Here is an 18,543-nt window from a genome sequence, read left to right as displayed (position 1 = left end):
AACCGCTATTTTAGAGAAAGGAATGGCTTACTGGTGTTCTAAAACCTGGCGCAGTGTGCCACTTGAAGCGAAATCGAGGTTTGCCATATAACGCACATCATCAACAGTCCAGCATTGGCCTTCACGCACCATCAGCACTTCATCTTTCCAGCTTGTCGATGCGCCTTTGTCTTTCTCATGTGTGAAGGTGACGCGCAGGGGAATGTTACGGGCGTCGGTGTTCGGTATGGTGGAGGCGCTGTCTACGGAGGCAGACGTCGGTCCATCAAACAGGCTGGAGAAAATGTCACCATCGCCTGAACCAGCACCCGTTTTTTCGTTCGGTGAGGCGGCGATATCGACTTTCGGATGTGACTGCGCTTTCAGCAGCGCATCATACAATGCGGTGCTCAGATAAGGTCGGTATGCGGCCAGTTGGCTGGAATTGGGTAATCCGCTGCCGCCTTGTTTAATGCGAAAATCATAGAATTGCTGAGCAACGCTGTCAGGGCCGCCATCGACACAGGGTGCGGTGCGGCTGCCAATGTCCTTATATGCAGGTTCTACCGTGGTGCAGGCACTTAACATCAGTACCAGCGGGATGGCGGCGACAAGGGTTTTCTTTTTCATTGTATTCCTTACTGAAAGATTGAACATTTTCACCATGACGTTCTTTACCATACAGTATAAAACCGATTTGGCTTAATGCATGACGAAGAGAAATCAGTCAAAGGTAATACCTTGATCTCTCACGCAGGGTTTATGCTATTAATGACATTATTGCCAGGATTTGGACGACAACTGATAAGGAATACGCATGCAAATTTCAACCACTCCGACCCTCGAAGGTTTCACCATCGCTGAATATTGCGGCGTAGTGACGGGCGAAGCGATTTTAGGGGCAAATATTTTTCGTGATTTCTTTGCTGGTGTGCGCGATATCGTCGGTGGGCGTTCCGGCGCTTATGAAAAAGAGCTGCGCAAGGCGCGTGAAATTGCTTTCCGTGAACTGGAAGAACAGGCGAAAGAGCGCGGTGCGAACGCGGTTGTCGGTATTGATATCGATTATGAAACCGTGGGCAAAGACAGCAGCATGCTGATGGTCAGCGTGTCCGGCACCGCAGTGATTGTGCATCGCAAATGATCTGTCAGCGTGTGAAACGGGGTCTGTTCACCGTCGCATTACTCATGATGGCCGGTTGTCAGCACGCCAGCCAGCAGGGCGCGGATGCGCCATTCCGGCTGGAAACGGCGCGACAGGCGCAGGGCGCAGATCAGCGGATCCGTTTTCTGGTGATCCATTACACCGCTGAAGATTTCAACAACGCATTAAATACGCTTACAGATGAGCACGTCAGCGCACATTATCTGATCCCGGCGCAACCGCCACTTGAAGCGGGTAAACCGGTGGCGTGGCAACTGGTGCCTGAAAATATGCGCGCCTGGCATGCCGGTGCCAGCAGCTGGCGCGGGCGTACCAATCTTAACGATACGTCGGTGGGCATCGAACTGGAGAATAAAGGCTACAGCAACTATTTGCTCGGCAAAAAATTCTATCCGTTCCCGCCTGCGCAAATAGATTTACTGGCTAATCTGAGCCAGGAGATTGTCGCGCGTTATCAGATAGAACCGCGCAATGTGGTGGCGCACAGCGATATCGCGCCGCAGCGCAAAGATGACCCCGGTCCGCTGTTCCCCTGGCAGGAAATGGCAGAACGTGGGATTGGCGCGTGGCCGGATGCGGCGCGGGTGAATCAGTATCTGGCGGGACGTAATCCGCAACAGCCTGTCGATCAGGCGCAGTTGCTGGTGTTGCTGAAAGCGTACGGATATTCAGTGGAAGATAATATGACGCCGCGTCAGCAGCGTCGGGTGATTGCGGCATTCCAGATGCATTTCCGCCAGAGTGATTATCGCGGCCATGCGGATGCTGAAACCGAAGCGATCGTCCGGGCGCTGTTACAGCAGTTTCCGGATAAGAACGACTGAAACCAGCGACTGACTTTTACGGTCAGTCGCGTTTCGGGCCGATGCCGTGCAGCCCCTGAAGTTTACCGTGATCGCGCAACCAGTCGGCGGTGCGGATAATCCCCTGATCGAGTGAAATTACCGGCACATAACCGAGTTCTTTCTGCGCACGCTGTGTGTCGAGCGTGAGATCGAAATTGAGTTTTGCCACGCTGTAATGCGTCAGCACCGGTTCTTTCTGCGAGCTTTTGCTGATGCGCTCCATGCCCCGCGCCATCATATCCAGCAGCGGATACGGCACCGAACGGATGCGATATTTGATATCCAGATTTTCCATCAGTTGTTTCACCAGCGTACACAGCGGACGCGGTTGCTGATTCGTAATATTGAACGCGCGACCTGATTCTGTTGCCTGCGACTGCGTCGCCAGCCACATTGCATGCACGGCATTCTCAACGTAGGTCATGTCCACCAGCGCTTCTCCGCCGCGTGGCAGCATCAGTGTTCCGCCATATTTCAGCATTTGCAGCAAACGCGGCATCATGACGTTGTCGTGCGGGCCGAAAATGCCCTGCGGTCGCAAAATGGTGAAATGCGTTTGTGGATTCGACAATGCCAGCGTGTGGATCACCTGTTCACCGGCGGCTTTGCTGCGTGCAAAGGAGTTGGCGAAACGGTGCGGGCGAAAGTCTTCCTGAATATCACGGTGATGGTGAAAATCGAAGTAGATCGCCGGTGACGAAATATGCACGAAGTTTTCCACACCATATGCCGCGGACCATTCGCCCAGACGCCGTGTGGCGCGCACATTCGCCAGCTCGAATTCCTGTTCACTGCCCCACGGCGACATCAGCCCTGAGCAGTGCCAGACGGTATCGATATCTGCCAGCAGGGCTTTGGCCTGAGCAGACACCAGCGTGGTGAGATCGGCGTGAATAAATTCTGCGCCCATTTTCTGCAAAAGCGATCCCATGGCGGCATTCCGTCCCGTCGCCCTGACTTTGATGCCTTTATTTCGCAGAAACTCAACGGCATTTCTTCCAAGACCGCCGCTCGCACCGGTAACCAAAACCTTCATATACAGGCCAATGCCTTCATAAATAGAGAAAAATTGTTGTCAGCGTCGGGGTTCTGGCACCCCTCAGCAATAAGGGTGCCATTCTTTCGTGAAATTGTGCGGGTTGCAATGGGAAAGGGGGAAAGCTGTGTCTGAAAGCAGATTAAATGACCCTCTTTAGCGTCCGCAACGGTCTTTCTGCCGGGCAAGGCTGGCGATGCGTTTTGCCATACCACGAAAAATAAACTGATGAGCGGGCATCATACTGAACCAGTAAAGCAGGCCGCTGAACCCTGCCGGATGCCACCAGGCGCGCACATCCAGGCTGCGGCTTTCACCGTGGTCGGTAATCGTGAACGTTAAACGACCGAGCCCCGGCGCTTTCATGCCGAATAACAGCGCCAGTTCGCGCTGAGGTTTCAGGCCGATCACTTTCCAGCCATCAATTTTATCGCCAGGTTTCAGGAAATCACGATCCGGACGGCCGTATTTCACGCCGCCGCCGAGTAAATCGTCGATCCGTGCCCGCGTTTTCCACAAACCGTTGGCATAGAAATACCCTTCAGCGCCCCCAAGCTGCTGAATGACTTTCCATAATGCGGCTTTTGACGCCGACGTTTCCAACGTGAAACCCGCCTGTTTCGGATAATAACCGTAGCCTGGACGCCAGCGCGCACGGGCGTCAGGATCGTATCCCCAGTCCGGTGAATCCATGATCTGTTGCTGTTCTTTTTCCAGCGTACTGCGGATCGCCTCATCAATGGGGATCAGTGTTTGCGGGATCAGCTTTTGCAGTTTCTCACTGTCGGCCGGTAAATCGTGGTTCAGCCCCTGGATCAGCGCTTTTGCCAGTGACGTCGGCACGGAGGTGATCAGGCTGAGAAAATATACCGAAACAAAAGATGTTGGCAGGGGAACGGGGAGCAGCCAGCGGCGTTTACCGCTCATCGCGATAAAGCGTTTAAACAGCGTCTGATAGCTGATGTATTCCGGCCCTGCCGCCTCCAGAATCTGATTTTCAGTGGCAGGCAGTGTCACCAGCCCCTGTAAATAATTAAGCAGATTTTCCAGTGCAATGGGCGATGACTTTGAGCGAACCCAGCGCGGCGGCGTCAGCACCGGCAGGTTGTACACCATGTCACGCATCACTTCGAACGCGGCAGAACCGGCACCAATCACGATGCCGGTGCGCATTTCCGTCACCGGAATGGTACTCATGCGCAGCAAATCGCCGGTGAGTTTTCTCGCCTGCAAATGCGCTGAATGATTGCCTTCCGGCTGCATTGAGCCGAGATAAACAATGTGCTTAATGGAGGAATCTTTCAGTGCCAGCAGAGTGTGCTGCGCCGCCTGCCGTTCTTTTTCCAGTAAATCATCATCTTCTGCCATGGCGTGAACCAGATATACCAGCACGTCAGCGCCTTCAAAGGCGGCAGCCAACGTTTTACTCTGATAGACATCCGCGAAGCAGCAACGGACGTTTGGCCATTTTTGCTGTTGCAGCCATTCGATACGGCGTGCGGCGGCCGTGACCTTGAAACCTTGCTGGCTCAGATGCGCCGTCAGATGTTGTCCGATATACCCGCTGGCACCGAGAACGACGATCCGGCCAGTGTGTGTCGTGATTGGCATTTCCATTTGCTCGGTCAGTGTAAGGGAGATAAAGCAGAAAGTACGGCGATACCCGCGCAGGCTATCGCCGTCAACCGGATTGTCAGGCGTGCTGATGCAGGAATTCCTGCCACAGCGCCACGACTTTTTGCAGATCTTCACGACTGATATTGATATGCGTCAGCACGCGTGTGACCGGCCCCGCACTGATGATCACACCGCGCTCCTGCATCCACGGCCCCATTTTGGCTGCCAGTTCCGCGCTTTGTTTAATGTACAGCACATTGGTTTGGGCACCGGGTTCAGCGATTTCTACGCCGATTTTGCGCAGTTCCTGTGCCAGCCACTGTGCATTGTCGTGGTCATCTTGCAGACGTGAAACGTTATTTTCCAGCGCGTAAATTGCTGCTGCGGCCAGAATACCGGACTGGCGCATACCGCCACCGGTCATTTTGCGCCAGCGGTTAGCACGCTGGATGTACTCTTTGCTGCCGACCAGAAGGGAACCAATCGGTGCGCCCAGACCTTTCGACAGGCAGATGGTCAGCGTGTCGCAATACTGAGTGATCTCACGTAATTCCACGTTCAGTGCCACTGCAGCATTCATGATACGCGCGCCATCAATGTGCAGTGCCAGCCCTTTTTCGCGGGTGAAGGCGAACGCCTTTTGCAGATAATCCAGCGGAAGCACTTTGCCACTGTGGGTGTTTTCCAGGCTCAGCAGACGGGTCCGGGCAAAATGGATATCATCGGGCTTGATGGCTGCCGCGATCTTATCCAGCGGGATAGAACCGTCAGCATCCATGTCCAGCGGCTGAGGCTGGATACTGCCGAGCACCGCGGCTCCACCTGCTTCATACATATAATTGTGAGCTTTCTGGCCAACAATATATTCTTCGCCACGCTGGCAGTGCGTCAGCAACGCCACCAGATTGGCCTGCGTACCGGTTGGTAAAAACAGCGCCGCGTCTTTGCCACACAACTTTGCCGCCATGTCCTGTAAAGCATTTACCGTTGGGTCATCGCCGTAGACATCATCGCCGACTTCAGCGCGGGCCATGGCCTGACGCATAGCTTCACTGGGGCGGGTTACGGTATCACTGCGTAAATCGATCAACGTGGCTTCCTTCTGGGTGAATGCCCCTTAAAGGGGCAGGTATGATTATTTAATCATGCACTATAGCCCTGTCGGGGTTATCGCAGCCAGTTGGTTTTTGCCAGTTCGACCACTTCGTCGCCCCGGCCGCTGATCACCGCGCGCAGCATGTACAGGCTGAAGCCTTTTGCCTGTTCGAATTTTATCTGCGGTGGCATCGCCAGTTCTTCAGTGGCGGTGATCACATCGATCAGCACCGGCCCCTCGTAGGCGAACGCATCCTGCAAGGCGGTGTTGATATCGGAGGCTTTTTCAACCCGAATGCCTTTGATGCCTGCAGCTTCAGCGATAGCGGCGAAATCCGGATTTTTCAGCTCGGTGCCATCCGTCAGATAACCGCCGGATTTCATTTCCATTGCCACAAAGCCCAGTACGCTGTTATTGAAAATGATGATTTTCACCGGCAGCTTTTGCTGCGCCAGCGTCAGGAAATCCCCCATCAGCATGGCAAATCCGCCGTCGCCGCACAGCGCCACAACCTGACGTGAGCGGTCAATGGCCTGCGCACCAATCGCCTGCGGCATGGCGTTGGCCATCGAGCCGTGGTTGAACGAGCCGAGCAAACGGCGCTGGCCGTTCATTTGCAGATAACGACACGCCCAGACGGTCGGCGTGCCGACGTCGCAGGTGAAAATCGCATCGGCAGCGGCAAAGCGGCTAATCTGCTGCGCCAGATATTGCGGGTGGATCGGTTGCTTGTCGTTCGGCGTCGCCAGCCCGTCGAGATCTTTGCGCGCTTCCTCGTAATGCTTCAGCGCCTTGTCGAGGAACTTGCGTTCATTTTTTACCTGCAACTGCGGCAGAAGGGCGGTCAGGGTGGATTTGATGTCGCCAACCAGCGCCATATCCACATGGCAATGTGCACCGATGCTGCCCGGATTGATATCAATCTGAATGATTTTGGCATCGGTCGGATAAAACGCGCGATACGGGAATTGCGTGCCGAGCAGGATCAGCGTGTCGGCATTGAGCATGGCATGATAACCGGAAGAGAAGCCGATCAGCCCGGTCATACCGACGCTGTACGGGTTATCCCATTCGATATGTTCTTTGCCGCGAAGTGCATGCACCACCGGCGCTTTCAGGGTTTCAGCCAGTCTGATCACTTCATCGTGCGCACCCGCGCAGCCGCTGCCACACATCATCGTAATGTTGGTCGCGCCGTTCAGCAGTTCCGCCAGCTTTTCCAGTTCTGTAGGCTGTGGCGTGACTTTTGGCAGCACAGGCGGATACCAGCTGACTTTAGCATCTTCCGGCGCAGGCTTGAGCGCCACATCGCCCGGCAGCACAATCACCGACACGCCACGGTTGAGAATGGCTTTGCGCATGGCGATCGCCAGCACCTGCGGCAGTTGCTCGGGATTGCTGATCAGTTCGCAGTAATGGCTGCATTCGCGGAATAATTCGGTCGGGTGGGTTTCCTGAAAGTAACCGCTGCCGATTTCACTCGACGGGATATGCGCGGCAATCGCGACAACCGGCACGTGATTGCGATGGCAATCGAACAGGCCGTTGATCAGATGCAGGTTGCCCGGGCCACAAGAACCTGCGCACACCGCCAGTTCGCCGGTGATTTGTGCTTCGGCTCCGGCGGCGAATGCGGCCACTTCCTCATGGCGCGTACCCAGCCATTCGATGGTGCCCATGCGGTTCAGGCTGTCGCTTAACCCGTTCAGGGAGTCGCCGGTGACGCCCCAGATCCTTTTTACGCCTGCTGCCTCGAGAGTTTTCGCCAGGTATGCTGCTACGCTTTGTTTCATAGTCCCTCCGGTGCGCCCGTCATCCTTCGAGCTGCCTCTGCGTTGGCTGCTTTCGCGAACCCGGTCACATACTTATGTATGCTCCCGGCGATTCACTCAGTTGCCGCCTTGATCCAACTCGAATGATTTAGGGCTAATTTTCAAATAAGTGGATTAAGCATAGTCCACTGATTACATCCTTGAATGTTCAGCCTTAAACCATACAAAAATATGCGGAGGAGGGAGGTGAAGAATTGTAAATCTGCCCGCGCAGACTGTAAAAAGTCATGAGCGGGCAGTGAGTTACTGCGGGGGATCAGGCGAGGGTGACATCGCCCTGGAGCTGACAGCTACAGGCCAGTACATAACCCTGAGCGACCTCTTCGTCGGTCAGCGTCATGCGGCTGGTGGTCTGGTAATCACCGGAAAGTATCCGGGTTTTACAACTGCCGCAGACGCCTGCACGGCAGGCTGCGGTGACCGGCAAACTGTGCTGTTCCATGGCTGCCAGCAATGTCGTTCCCACCGGTACGCGGTAATTCTGTAACGGTGTCAGGCGGGTCAGCGTCAGTTGCTGGTCGGCAGACACTTCAGTTTGCTGTGCCTGAAACTGCTCTTTGACGATATTCTCTGCCACTGCGCCCAGTTGTTTCACCCATTCTCCGGCCAGTTGCATATAAGGCGCAGGGCCGCAAATCATTACCCGACGTTCACGGATATCCGGCACCTGACTTTGCAGTAGATCCTGGCTCAGGCGACCGGCGATTTGGCCGGGTTTTGCATCCTGTTCCACAAGAAGAGTCAGATTAAGCTGCGGATACGCTGCGGCCATTTGCTGCCATTCTTCGGCAAAAATGATGTCCTGCGGGCTGCGCACGCTATAAAACACCTGCACGCTTTGCGCCGGATGATGCGCCAGAATATCGCGCGTGATCGACATAACCGGCGTCACGCCACAGCCAGCCGACAGCAGCAACAAAGGCTGTGGCGTATCGCAGGTGAATTCCCCCTGCGCATCGCTCAGCCAGAGATAATCACCGGCTTTCACCTGCTGCGTCAGCCATGGCGAACCTACGCCGCCCCCGATGCGGCGCACCGTCAGCTGAATAAAGCGGCTATTGCCCGGTGTGGAAGACAGTGTATAGGCACGCTGTACGTCACCACTCTGGCCAATATTCACCAGAGCAAACTGGCCGGGACGGTACGAATACACATCGTGATTAATCAGCGACAGTGTGCGGACATCCGGCGTTTCCTGTGTGACGGAATACACCTGCATGCGGTTCTGGCACAACGCGGTCGGCTGATCGGGAAATAAAGGAAATTTCATGTCAGCTTACTCCGGCAGCATGGTTTTCAGATCCTGCTCAACCGAGGTGATTGCGCGCAGGCCAAATTTTTCATTCAGGATCGCCAGCAGGTTATCGGTGAGGAAGGCCGGTGCCGTCGGGCCGGTGGCGATATTTTTTACGCCGAGCGACAGCAGGGTCAGCAGGATCACGATCGCTTTCTGTTCAAACCACGACAGCACCAGACTCAGCGGTAAATCATTCACACCACAGCCTAATTTCTCGGCCAGATTCACGGCCAGAATAATGGCGGAATAGGCATCGTTACACTGGCCGACGTCCAGCAGACGAGGCAGGCCTTCAAGCGTACCGAAATCCAGTTTGTTGAAGCGGTATTTGCCGCAGGCCAGCGTCATGATCAGGCAGTCCTGCGGTACGCTAAGCGCCAGATCGGTGAAGTAGCTGCGTTCGCCACGGCTGCCGTCACACCCGCCGATCAGGAAGATGTGGCGCAGTTTTTTTGCGGCAACCAGATCGATGACGGTGTCTGCTGCGCTGAGTAAGGTCTGGCGGCCGAATCCGACGGTAATTTCCTGTTCAATCTCGCTGTAGCGGAAGCCCGGAAGCTGCAATGCCTGCGCAATCACCGGCGCAAAATCTTCGCCTTCCAGATGTTGCACACCCGGCCAGCCGACAATGCTGCGGGTCCAGATGCGGTCACCATAATTCCCGACATTCGGGTCAATAATACAGTTTGAGGTCATGACGACAGGGCCGGGGAATTTGGCGAACTCCACCTGCTGATTTTGCCAGCCGCTGCCGTAGTTACCGGCCAGATGCGGGAATTTTTTCAGTTCGGGATAACCGTGCGCCGGCAGCATTTCGCCGTGGGTGTAAATATTGATACCGGTGCCGACGGTTTGCTCGAGCAGCATCTGCAAATCTTTCAGGTCGTGACCGGAAATCAGAATCGCTTTACCTGCCAGCGGACGGACATTGACCGCCGTCGGTTGCGGATGTCCGTAAGCATCGGTTTCGCCTTTGTCCAGAATGGCCATCACGCCAAAGTTCATTTTGCCGATTGCCATCGCGTTCGCGAGCAGCTCGCCCATGTCGGACGGTTGCGTGCCCAGCCACGCCATCAGGCGATGATATTCGGCGTAAATGGCGCTATCAGACTGGCCCAGAACATGCGCGTGCTCCATATACGCCGCTGCACCTTTCAGGCCATACAGGCACAGCATACGCAGGCCGTGAATGTCATCACCGATCTGCGCTTTGTCACCGTTGAGCGCAAATTGCTGTGCCTGCTGTTGCAGCTCGCTGAGATTATCGCTCACCAGTTCCAGTGCGGCCAGCGGATGGTTAATGGTGATTTCCGCATCCATCAGACGGCAGCGGGTAGCCAGCGATTCGCGATAAAGAACGGCTTCACGGGCATAGCCGACAATACGCTCGGAATCGAAGTTTACGTTGGTCAGCGTGGAGAAAAAGGCGCGGGGCGCGAAGCTGTCGATCTCTTCATCAATGATGCCATAGCCGCGTGCGGTCAGTGCCCAGGCAGATAAACCTTCTAACACCGCGACCAGTAAGTCTTGTAAATCAGAAGTTTCGGCTGTTTTGCCACACATACCTTGCGCATACGCGCAACCATTGCCCGCCGGGGTACGGACTGTTTGTTCACATTGCACACAAAACATAATGAGGTCCTTTTAAAGTTGCATTTGAAATGCTTGTTTTGATGCAAGCCTAGAGCTGGCTGAGACAGAAATGAAGGGATTTTTAAGACAAAGTGACGCGGAGTTGATTTACCGCAAGTTTTGCCGGGCGGTTCCCGCTGCGGGATGGCAGCGGGACGGGCAGGGATCAGGCAGAAAAAAAGGCCATTAAGACCGGGGCAATCAGGCTGAGGATAAAGCCGTGCACCACGGCCGGAGGCACCATATCCAGTCCGCCGCTGCGCTGTAACACCGGCAGGGTAAAGTCCATGGATGTCGCGCCGCACAGGCCGAGTGCCGTCGAACGGCTGCTGCGCACCAGTGTCGGAATCAGCATGATGGCGCAGAGTTCGCGGGCAAGATCGTTAAAGAAGGCCGCGCTGCCAATCACCGGTCCGAAAGAATCTGTCAGAACGATGCCTGAAAGCGAATACCAGCCATAACCGGAGGCGATGGCCAGCCCGGTTTTCAGCGGTAAACCCAGCAGCAGTGCGGCAAGTGCACCGCCAATCAGGGCGCTGAGGGCCACCACGATTGCTACCATCATGCCGCGACGGTTCAGGATAATCTGGCGCAGGGTCATGCTGCTGTTGCGCAGTTGCAGACCGACCAGCGCCAGCAGGAATAACAACGCGATTTCGCTGGCCTGCGACGCGAAGGTAAGCCAGTGCCATTGTGTCAGACCCAGCGCAAAACCCCCGACCACCACGCCGCACAGTTTCAGTGATTCCAGTGCCATGTGAATGCGGGACGGCAATTTTTCCTGTTTATACTGCGTTTTCCAGGGCTTGCGGCGTTCCAGCAACCACAGCGCGGCGTAGTTCATCACGAAGATGCACAGGAAACAGACGGCGGCATATTTGAAAATCAGCAGCAAATTGGTGCTGAGATTGTCCAGGAAAGCCAGACTGATGCCCATAATGAACAGGATGACGTACACCATCCAGCTCAGTAACTGGTTGACAAGATGCAACAGGGCACGGTTTTTGAGCGGAATAAGGTAGCCGGCAATCAGCGGCAAAAGAATAATTAACAGCCCGGAGTACATGATGCAAAAGTCCCTGAAAAGTAAGATCCCATGAGTGGCGCGCAGCACATAAAATGCCGCCCGCCACGCTAACGAAAAGTTATCTGACTGTAAAGCAGCTTCGGCACGCAGAGATATCTCTGCGAGCTTGACCTGAACCGATTTTTAACGCCATGCTCAGGAAAGTTTTGAGCACACAGGAGGCGTCTGATGTATCTGGAACGTGTTGATATTGTCGGTTTTCGCGGGATTAACCGCCTGTCTTTGACGCTGACGCAGCCCGCGCAACGTGGCGCATCGATTACCGGTTCTGCCCATCAGGGGCAGGCCGAATCCTTTCTGACCAACACCGTGTTAATCGGCGAGAACGCCTGGGGGAAATCCAGCCTGCTCGATGCGTTAACTCTGCTGCTTTCCCCCGAATCTAAATTGTACTGCTTTAAAGAGGAGGATTTCTATTTCCCGGCAGGCGAAGAGGAGGCCAAATCACAGTACCTGCACGTGGTGTTTACATTTTGCGAGAACCAGGCCGGTCATCATATGTCGCCGCGCTTTAATCCGCTCTCACCGCTTTGGGTGAAATGTGCCGATAAACTGAACCGTATCTATTATCGTCTTGAAGGAGAGCTGGACGACGATGGCAGCGTGATGACGCTGCGCAGTTTTCTGTCGTCCAACGGTCAGCCTTTAAATCTGACGACGATTGATCCGCTTGCGCAGGCGTTGATCCGCCTGAACCCGGTATTACGCTTACGCGATGCGCGCTTTATTCGCCGTCTGCGCAGCGAAACACTGGCGCCGCGGCTGGCAGTCAATAATGAAGAGCTGGCAAAACAGCTTGATGAACTGACGCGCGAATTGGTTCACAGCCCGCAGACGCTGAAAAACAGTGAACTGCGCAGTGGCCTGTCGGCGATGCGACAGTTGCTGGAACACTATTTTGCCGAGCAGGGGACGTCCAGCAGCGCACCCTGGCAGCAAAAGCGTCATGGCCGGGCGGAGAGCCGCCGCGCATGGCGTTCGCTGGATAACATCAATCGCATGATTGCCGAACCCAACAGCCGCAGTATGCGGGTGATGCTGCTTGGCATGTTCTCGACATTGTTACAGGCGAAAGGCTCGGTGGTGCTGCATCCGGATGCCCGGCCACTGTTACTCATTGAAGACCCCGAAACCCGTTTGCATCCGATCATGCTATCGGTGGCCTGGGGATTACTGGATCAGTTGCCGTTGCAGCGCATCACCACCACCAACTCCGGCGATTTGTTGTCGCTGGTGCCCGTTGAGCAAATATGCAGACTGGTGCGTGAGTCCGGCCGCGTCGCGGCTTACGCCATCGGTCCTGAAGGGCTGAGTATGGAAGACAGCCGCCGCATCGCTTTCCATATCCGTTTTAACCGTCCCTCGTCTTTATTCGCCCGCTGCTGGCTGCTGGTGGAAGGCGAGACCGAAGTCTGGTTGCTGAACCAGCTGGCGCGTCAGTGTGGTTATCATTTTGAATCGGAAGGGATAAAGGTTATTGAGTTTGCACAATGTGGCCTGAAGCCTCTGCTGCGTTTTGCGCGGCAAATGGGCATCGAATGGCATGCGCTGGTCGACGGTGACGAAGCCGGTCGCAAATATGCTGCGACAGTGATTGCGAACGTGGAAAACCACAACGATACGCTGCGATATCGCCTGACGGCGTTGCCGTCGCAGGATATCGAACACTTCCTGTATCGCGAGGGTTTCGAAGACGTTTACCGCAAGAATGCGGCGATACCGGACAATGTGCCGATGTCGCCGAGAAGAATTATCGATAAAGCCATTCACCGCAGTTCGAAGCCAGATCTGGCGATTGATGTGGCACTTGCGGCCTCGTTGCGGGGAACCTCGTCTATTCCTCCGCTGCTGCGGCAAATGTTTTCCCGCGTGGCATGGCTGGCACGCGGCAGGGCGGATTAAGCGGCGTGGCTGTTTTCGGTTATCACGGGGTTGCCATGTCCGCTGGAAAAAGTGTGACGGATCTGCGTTTCCAGATCGTCTAACAGCTGGTAACGGCGACGGTATTCCGAGCGTCGTTTACTGGCGATTTCTTCCAGCGGGCGATGGGCAATCTGTGAAGGTAAATGGAAATAACCGTCATCGCCCGGTTTAGCATCCAGCGTTTCCCAAAAACTGTCGTAATCGGCAAACACCATGCCTTTGCGTTTTTTGTAGCGCGGGTTTTCATAAATATGGGTGTGATTTCCCACCGCCACGATTTGCTGCATGCCGGTGACGTCTGCGAGTGTGGTCAGCGCTTCAATCACCAGACGTTTAGGGAATAAACCGTGGCAGGCTTTGGTCGCTGTTTGTATCTCCAGATGATCCACGTGCGCGCGTGGCCCCTGTAACGCGCCGATAAACAGCGTAGGACGCCCCTGATATTCAATAAACGAAAACGTCACGATCGCAATCGGTTCACCCTGCGGAGTATTAAATGTCAGGGTGGCTTCGCCTTCTTTATCGAGACGGCTGATGGCATTAAAGGCGACAAAAAAATGTTGCCCCTCTTTGCCTGTCAGCGTGGCGATCGCCATCGGCTTTTTATTCAGATAACCGTGATTAATCGCGTCGGGCAGGCAATGACCAATCATATCGTAGTGATCAGTGATGCGTTTCATCGCCTGTTGCGGCGTGATATTTGCCGACTGATACGCCCTGTGCAGCTTACAAGGCAGGCTGGGCATGGCGGTCAGGATTTCGTCGCGCTGCGGATGCTGTGCCAGATAATCAAGCATCCCAAACGTTCTGCGCGGGTGCGCCAGCGTGCGGAAGAGGAATTTGAGGCGATAGCGTGGTAATTCCCATGATGGCCCCGGCGTTATCTGACGGGTGAGCAATGCCTTCATTAACTGAAGGCCGGTAAGTGGCGCCTTTTCTACAGAAGGGTAGCTGAAAGTAGTCATGGAAATACCTGTTGTCGTGAGCCAGAGTTTTGTGGTGGCTATTTCATCAGGCCAAGAATAAACAGGTATACAACGGTGGGAATTATGGAGAAATTGCATGTAATTTGTTGAGATGATGTTTAGATTTACATCCTCATATGACGTGTCTTAGCAATTTGTGTCTAAAAAATGTACTTTTTTTCACGCTCAGGACTTGAAGCCGGAAGCATTCTCCCCCATAAATAAAAATGCCAGTCAGTAAGTGACCGGCATTTGCAGTTGAAGCGTTATCTGATGCGTGATGCTGAACCGGTCAGGCGACCACTTCACTTTCCACTGGAATAATGAGACTGGCATGATTCCCCTTTGGGCCTTCATGAACGTCGAAATTGACCTGCTGGCCGGCTTTCAGAGTCCGGTAACCCTCCATCTGGATTGTGGAGTAGTGAGCGAAGATGTCTTCACCGCCATTTTGCGGGCAAATGAAGCCAAAGCCTTTAGCATTATTGAACCATTTAACAGTACCCGTCTGCATGCTTCTACATCCCTCTCATGACTAGTCTGGTAGTAAATAGATAAAGCCAGTTGAGTGAGCCCGAAGGCCGGAACACGGCGGATAAGCGTCTGTTCACGCCGGTTTAAACTCCGTTCAGCTCACGAATTTACACTCTAGTGGAATAGAGTTAGACGTCAAGGAAACGGCATTTGTCGCGGGGGAGCAGATAACCAAAGTTTGAAGCAGGTAACGCTATTGACATATTTTGTTAAGTTTTGCCCGGCGTTGTCTGACGTACGTAGACATTTTGTGCAGCGGCAAGGTGAGGCCAGAGATGGTAAAATACGGTAATAACAGCGCGAGGCTCTGCAGAAAGTCTTCCCGTTTGTGTATTTGGCTTCCAATACGATCTTCACAGGTGATGAACTGGCAATGGGTAATAATCAAGACTGGCTAAATTTTGAACATTTGGCGGCGGATAAGCAAAAGGATGAGGTAAAACCGCCATCTATGTATAAAGTTATATTAAACAACGACGATTACACTCCAATGGAATTTGTGATTGACGTTCTGCAAAAGTTCTTTTCTTATGATATTGAACGTGCAACGCAACTGATGCTCCAGGTGCACTACAGAGGTAAAGCGATATGCGGCGTTTATACTGCCGAAGTCGCGGAAACCAAGGTCGCACACGTAAATGAGTACGCCAAGGAGAATGAGCATCCGTTGCTGTGTACGCTGGAAAAAGCCTGATTAAGGCAATCTATTTGGGAGGTGCCTATGCTCAATCAAGAACTTGAACTCAGTCTCAACATGGCTTTCGCAAGAGCCCGTGAGCACCGGCATGAGTTTATGACCGTGGAGCACCTGTTGCTGGCGTTGCTCAGCAACCCTGCTGCCCGTGAAGCGCTCGAAGCTTGTACAGTTGATTTAGTGGCCCTGCGCCAGGAACTGGAAGCCTTCATCGAGCAAACCACACCCACCTTACCTGCCAGTGAAGAGGAACGTGACACCCAGCCTACGCTGAGTTTCCAGCGCGTTCTGCAACGTGCGGTATTCCACGTGCAATCTTCTGGCCGCAGTGAAGTGTCCGGCGCCAACGTTCTGGTCGCGATTTTCAGCGAACAGGAATCTCAGGCTGCCTACTTACTGCGTAAACATGATGTCAGCCGCCTTGATGTGGTGAACTTTATCTCGCACGGCACCCGTAAAGATGAATCGGGTAGCCAGGCGCAAAACAATGCGGAAAACCCAGTTAACGAAGAACAGTCGGCGGGGGAAGATCGTATGGAGAACTTCACCACTAATCTTAACCAGTTAGCGCGCGTAGGTGGTATCGATCCGCTGATTGGCCGTGACAAAGAACTGGAGCGCGCCATTCAGGTGCTCTGCCGTCGCCGTAAAAACAACCCGCTGTTGGTGGGCGAATCCGGCGTAGGTAAAACGGCCATTGCCGAAGGGCTGGCATGGCGAATCGAGCAGGGCGATGTGCCGGAAGTAATGGCGGATTGCACTCTGTATTCTCTGGATATTGGTTCGTTGCTGGCGGGTACCAAATACCGCGGTGATTTCGAGAAACGTTTCAAATCTCTGCTGAAACAGCTGGAGCAGGATAAAAACAGCATTCTGTTTATTGATGAAATCCACACGATTATCGGTGCCGGTGCGGCGTCAGGTGGTCAGGTGGACGCGGCAAACCTTATCAAACCGTTGCTGTCGAGCGGCAAAATCCGCGTGATCGGTTCGACTACCTATCAGGAATTCAGCAATATCTTTGAGAAAGATCGCGCTCTGGCACGGCGTTTCCAGAAAATTGATATTACTGAGCCAAGCGTTGAAGAAACCGTCCAGATTATTAACGGCCTGAAAACCAAATACGAAGCGCATCACGATGTGCGCTACACCGCAAAAGCGGTGCGTGCGGCGGTCGAGCTGTCGGTCAAATACATTAATGACCGTCATCTGCCGGACAAAGCCATCGACGTGATTGACGAAGCGGGCGCACGTAGCCGGTTAATGCCGGTCAGCAAACGCAAGAAAACCGTGAATGTCAGCGATATCGAAAGTGTCGTAGCGCGTATTGCCCGCATTCCGGAAAAAACTGTGTCTGCGACAGACCGTGATGTCCTGAAAAGTCTGGGCGACCGCCTGAAAATGCTGGTCTTCGGACAAGATCCGGCTATTGAAGCACTGACCGAAGCGATCAAGATGAGCCGCGCCGGTCTGGGTCAGGATCACAAGCCTGTCGGTTCGTTCCTGTTCGCCGGTCCAACCGGGGTGGGGAAAACCGAAGTGACGGTTCAGTTGGCGAAAGCGATGGATATCGAACTGCTGCGTTTTGATATGTCGGAATACATGGAACGTCATACGGTCAGCCGTCTGATCGGTGCGCCTCCGGGATATGTCGGTTTTGATCAGGGCGGTTTGCTGACGGATGCGGTGATTAAACATCCGCACGCCGTCGTGCTGCTTGATGAAATAGAGAAGGCGCATCCGGATGTCTTCAACCTGCTGCTGCAGGTAATGGACAACGGTACGCTGACCGATAACAACGGTCGCAAAGCAGATTTCCGTAACGTGATTTTGGTGATGACCACTAACGCCGGTGTGCGTGAAACGGAACGTAAATCGATTGGTCTGGTGCATCAGGATAACAGCCCGGATGCGATGGAAGAGATCAAACGGACCTTTACGCCGGAATTCCGTAACCGTCTGGACAACGTTATCTGGTTCAACCATTTGTCTACGGAAGTTATCCAGCAGGTTGTCGACAAGTTTATCGTCGAACTGCAGGCGCAACTGGATGCGAAAGGCGTTTCTCTGGAAGTCAGCGACGAGGCTCGCGACTGGCTGACAGTGAAAGGCTATGACCGTGCGATGGGTGCGCGTCCGATGACCCGTACCGTTCAGGAAAACCTGAAAAAACCACTCGCTAACGAGCTGCTGTTTGGTTCACTGGTGGATGGCGGTTCCGTCTCTGTGGCACTGGATAAGGCGGCTGACAAGCTCACTTATCACTTTATGAGTGCGCAGAAGAAAAAACCGGAAGGTGCGGTGCATTAATTTTTCATAAAGCATGAAAAAACAAAAGGCGATGTGAAAACATCGCCTTTTTTCTTTCTGAAATTCTTTATTTAATTGCAGTAATTAGTGAGGGATTTCAGAAAGGATAATGGAACAAAACGCCGGATTGCGGATACCACAAAACGCCCTTGCAACAGCAGGAAGGGCGAAAAGGGTATCCTCAGGTATCGCCGGAAAATCAGCGATGAGTGAGCCGCTTATTAACGGCTACGGAAGACAATGCGGCCTTTGCTCAGGTCGTACGGGGTCAGCTCTACAGTGACTTTGTCGCCCGTCAGGATGCGGATGTAGTTCTTACGCATTTTACCGGAGATGTGAGCGGTAACTACGTGTCCGTTTTCTAATTCTACACGGAACATAGTGTTTGGCAGCGTATCAAGTACGGTGCCTTGCATTTCAATGTTGTCTTCTTTGGCCATCGAATCCTCTAGGTCTAACTACCATAGTTTTTAACCGGCAAGATAATGCCGAAAAACCCACATTATGTAAAGAAGTATGGTCCATGACCGC

16 protein-coding genes are annotated in these 18,543 nt (G+C 53.8%); 5 read left to right on the top strand and 11 right to left on the bottom strand.

Annotated features, from left to right (window positions below; translation table 11 throughout):
* Positions 1-27: 27 nt before the first annotated feature.
* Positions 28-609 carry a lipoprotein gene (locus HGO41_RS02825; RefSeq protein WP_013574756.1) on the bottom strand — a complete coding sequence of 194 codons (582 nt, stop codon included), beginning with the start codon at positions 607-609 and terminating at the stop codon, positions 28-30.
* 187 nt (positions 610-796) lie between these two features.
* On the opposite strand from HGO41_RS02825, the gene HGO41_RS02820 reads away from it, so the two are divergent.
* Together HGO41_RS02820 and HGO41_RS02815 are read left to right on the top strand one after the other, a co-directional pair.
* Positions 797-1,123: a heavy metal-binding domain-containing protein gene (locus HGO41_RS02820; protein ID WP_013574757.1), complete on the top strand. Its 327-nt coding sequence runs from the start codon at positions 797-799 to the stop codon at positions 1,121-1,123.
* Complete coding sequence (locus HGO41_RS02815; RefSeq protein ID WP_285427126.1) at positions 1,120-1,968, top strand: N-acetylmuramoyl-L-alanine amidase; 849 nt, start codon at positions 1,120-1,122, stop codon at positions 1,966-1,968. Before HGO41_RS02820 ends, HGO41_RS02815 begins: the two co-directional genes overlap by 4 nt.
* A gap of 22 nt (positions 1,969-1,990) precedes the next feature.
* Here the strand turns inward: HGO41_RS02815 and HGO41_RS02810 are convergent, their stop codons facing one another.
* The 7 genes from HGO41_RS02810 to HGO41_RS02780 all read right to left on the bottom strand — a co-directional run bounded on the left by HGO41_RS02810 (position 1,991) and on the right by HGO41_RS02780 (position 11,565).
* Complete coding sequence (locus tag HGO41_RS02810) at positions 1,991-3,025, bottom strand: NAD-dependent epimerase/dehydratase family protein (protein WP_013574759.1); 1,035 nt, start codon at positions 3,023-3,025, stop codon at positions 1,991-1,993.
* Positions 3,026-3,181: 156 nt separating this feature from the next.
* A complete protein-coding gene (locus tag HGO41_RS02805) occupies positions 3,182-4,636 on the bottom strand; it encodes a DUF2867 domain-containing protein (RefSeq protein ID WP_112151154.1) in 1,455 nt (484 codons plus the stop codon).
* Positions 4,637-4,718: 82 nt separating this feature from the next.
* Positions 4,719-5,732, bottom strand: a complete 1,014-nt coding sequence (ltaE, locus tag HGO41_RS02800; RefSeq protein ID WP_013574761.1) for a low-specificity L-threonine aldolase — start codon at positions 5,730-5,732, stop codon at positions 4,719-4,721.
* A 77-nt stretch (positions 5,733-5,809) separates the two neighbouring features.
* Positions 5,810-7,531 carry a ubiquinone-dependent pyruvate dehydrogenase gene (poxB, locus tag HGO41_RS02795; RefSeq protein ID WP_112151153.1) on the bottom strand — a complete coding sequence of 574 codons (1,722 nt, stop codon included), beginning with the start codon at positions 7,529-7,531 and terminating at the stop codon, positions 5,810-5,812.
* 295 nt (positions 7,532-7,826) lie between these two features.
* A complete protein-coding gene (hcr, locus tag HGO41_RS02790) occupies positions 7,827-8,840 on the bottom strand; it encodes an NADH oxidoreductase (RefSeq protein ID WP_250980742.1) in 1,014 nt (337 codons plus the stop codon).
* Positions 8,841-8,846: 6 nt separating this feature from the next.
* Positions 8,847-10,499, bottom strand: a complete 1,653-nt coding sequence (gene hcp, locus HGO41_RS02785; RefSeq protein WP_013574764.1) for a hydroxylamine reductase — start codon at positions 10,497-10,499, stop codon at positions 8,847-8,849.
* A gap of 166 nt (positions 10,500-10,665) precedes the next feature.
* Positions 10,666-11,565 (bottom strand): LysO family transporter, encoded by a 900-nt coding sequence (locus HGO41_RS02780; protein WP_013574765.1) that lies wholly within the window; start codon positions 11,563-11,565, stop codon positions 10,666-10,668.
* Between the two features lie 189 nt (positions 11,566-11,754).
* Between HGO41_RS02780 and HGO41_RS02775 the strand changes: the two genes are divergently transcribed.
* Complete coding sequence (locus HGO41_RS02775; RefSeq protein ID WP_013574766.1) at positions 11,755-13,488, top strand: ATP-dependent endonuclease; 1,734 nt, start codon at positions 11,755-11,757, stop codon at positions 13,486-13,488.
* Here HGO41_RS02775 and HGO41_RS02770 read toward each other — a convergent pair.
* Both HGO41_RS02770 and cspD read right to left on the bottom strand, forming a co-directional pair.
* Complete coding sequence (locus tag HGO41_RS02770; RefSeq protein ID WP_037036068.1) at positions 13,485-14,474, bottom strand: VirK/YbjX family protein; 990 nt, start codon at positions 14,472-14,474, stop codon at positions 13,485-13,487. The genes HGO41_RS02775 and HGO41_RS02770 overlap by 4 nt on opposite strands.
* Before the next feature lie 292 nt (positions 14,475-14,766).
* Positions 14,767-14,988: a cold shock-like protein CspD gene (gene cspD, locus HGO41_RS02765; RefSeq protein ID WP_013574768.1), complete on the bottom strand. Its 222-nt coding sequence runs from the start codon at positions 14,986-14,988 to the stop codon at positions 14,767-14,769.
* 393 nt (positions 14,989-15,381) lie between these two features.
* Between cspD and clpS the strand changes: the two genes are divergently transcribed.
* Positions 15,382-15,702, top strand: a complete 321-nt coding sequence (gene clpS / locus HGO41_RS02760; RefSeq protein ID WP_013574769.1) for an ATP-dependent Clp protease adapter ClpS — start codon at positions 15,382-15,384, stop codon at positions 15,700-15,702.
* A gap of 27 nt (positions 15,703-15,729) precedes the next feature.
* Positions 15,730-18,012 (top strand): ATP-dependent Clp protease ATP-binding subunit ClpA, encoded by a 2,283-nt coding sequence (gene clpA, locus HGO41_RS02755; RefSeq protein ID WP_013574770.1) that lies wholly within the window; start codon positions 15,730-15,732, stop codon positions 18,010-18,012.
* Between the two features lie 221 nt (positions 18,013-18,233).
* Here clpA and infA read toward each other — a convergent pair whose 3' ends face one another.
* Complete coding sequence (gene infA / locus HGO41_RS02750; protein ID WP_002211347.1) at positions 18,234-18,452, bottom strand: translation initiation factor IF-1; 219 nt, start codon at positions 18,450-18,452, stop codon at positions 18,234-18,236.
* Between the last annotated feature and the right edge of the window lie 91 nt (positions 18,453-18,543).

It is taken from the genome of Rahnella sp. CG8 (assembly GCF_023701875.1).
GTDB lineage: Bacteria > Pseudomonadota > Gammaproteobacteria > Enterobacterales > Enterobacteriaceae > Rahnella > Rahnella aceris.
This window is presented reverse-complemented; position numbering and strand designations above follow the sequence as displayed.

What these genes read in the sequence shown, in the direction of transcription:
- HGO41_RS02770 (WP_037036068.1), bottom strand. Translation starts at nt 14,474, where the DNA reads ATGACTACTTTCAGCTACCCTTCTGTAGAAAAGGCGCCACTTACCGGC.
- cspD (WP_013574768.1), bottom strand. Translation starts at nt 14,988, where the DNA reads ATGCAGACGGGTACTGTTAAATGGTTCAATAATGCTAAAGGCTTTGGC.
- HGO41_RS02780 (WP_013574765.1), bottom strand. Translation starts at nt 11,565, where the DNA reads ATGTACTCCGGGCTGTTAATTATTCTTTTGCCGCTGATTGCCGGCTAC.
- HGO41_RS02805 (WP_112151154.1), bottom strand. Translation starts at nt 4,636, where the DNA reads ATGCCAATCACGACACACACTGGCCGGATCGTCGTTCTCGGTGCCAGC.
- clpS (WP_013574769.1), top strand. Translation starts at nt 15,382, where the DNA reads ATGGGTAATAATCAAGACTGGCTAAATTTTGAACATTTGGCGGCGGAT.
- poxB (WP_112151153.1), bottom strand. Translation starts at nt 7,531, where the DNA reads ATGAAACAAAGCGTAGCAGCATACCTGGCGAAAACTCTCGAGGCAGCA.
- HGO41_RS02815 (WP_285427126.1), top strand. Translation starts at nt 1,120, where the DNA reads ATGATCTGTCAGCGTGTGAAACGGGGTCTGTTCACCGTCGCATTACTC.
- hcp (WP_013574764.1), bottom strand. Translation starts at nt 10,499, where the DNA reads ATGTTTTGTGTGCAATGTGAACAAACAGTCCGTACCCCGGCGGGCAAT.
- HGO41_RS02775 (WP_013574766.1), top strand. Translation starts at nt 11,755, where the DNA reads ATGTATCTGGAACGTGTTGATATTGTCGGTTTTCGCGGGATTAACCGC.
- infA (WP_002211347.1), bottom strand. Translation starts at nt 18,452, where the DNA reads ATGGCCAAAGAAGACAACATTGAAATGCAAGGCACCGTACTTGATACG.
- HGO41_RS02825 (WP_013574756.1), bottom strand. Translation starts at nt 609, where the DNA reads ATGAAAAAGAAAACCCTTGTCGCCGCCATCCCGCTGGTACTGATGTTA.
- HGO41_RS02810 (WP_013574759.1), bottom strand. Translation starts at nt 3,025, where the DNA reads ATGAAGGTTTTGGTTACCGGTGCGAGCGGCGGTCTTGGAAGAAATGCC.
- clpA (WP_013574770.1), top strand. Translation starts at nt 15,730, where the DNA reads ATGCTCAATCAAGAACTTGAACTCAGTCTCAACATGGCTTTCGCAAGA.
- hcr (WP_250980742.1), bottom strand. Translation starts at nt 8,840, where the DNA reads ATGAAATTTCCTTTATTTCCCGATCAGCCGACCGCGTTGTGCCAGAAC.
- HGO41_RS02820 (WP_013574757.1), top strand. Translation starts at nt 797, where the DNA reads ATGCAAATTTCAACCACTCCGACCCTCGAAGGTTTCACCATCGCTGAA.